We start from the raw sequence: 517 nt of genomic DNA, 5'->3' as shown, positions 1-517 counted from the left end.
GGGGCGCATAGTAGCGAGTGAATAGGGTGCTGGCAAGACGCAAATGCAAAATTTATGCGGTTGAACTGCACGACTGCTGCGCTTGTATTCACTTTGTGTTTTTTTCACCCAGCGCCAATGGCGTATTGCCCCTTGGCGCTGGGTGACATCAGGGTTAGCGCGCCGCGCGAGCCAGAATATCGCCGGGCGGTTGACGTTGCAGATAACGGATACGCAGCACCATCATGATCGCGGCCGCAGTGAGTCCGATGATAAAACCGCACCAGAAACCGGCGGGCCCCATGCGTGGCACCCAATAATCGGTCATTGCCAGCAAATACCCGCTGGGTAAACCGAGTATCCAGTAGGAGACGAAGGTGATGTAGAAAATGGATCGCGTATCTTTATAGCCACGCAATACACCGTTGCCGATAGCCTGCACTGCATCTGAAATCTGATAAATCGCGGCAAAAAGCATCAACTGTGCCGCCATGGCGACCACTTCGGGGCTTTTGTTATACAACAAGGCGATCTGTTC

The 517-nt window shown here is 53.4% G+C and carries 1 protein-coding gene; it reads right to left on the bottom strand.

Translation table 11 applies throughout. From position 1 onward, the window contains the following. Positions 1–154 precede the first annotated feature (154 nt). The coding region (locus J5224_RS35170) for an MATE family efflux transporter (RefSeq protein ID WP_264629408.1) at positions 155–517 on the bottom strand (363 nt) is incomplete at its 5' end.

This window comes from Candidatus Symbiopectobacterium sp. NZEC135 (assembly GCF_025962695.1).
The sequence above is the reverse complement of the archived record's forward strand: the minus strand, read 5'-3'. Positions and strand labels throughout refer to the sequence as shown.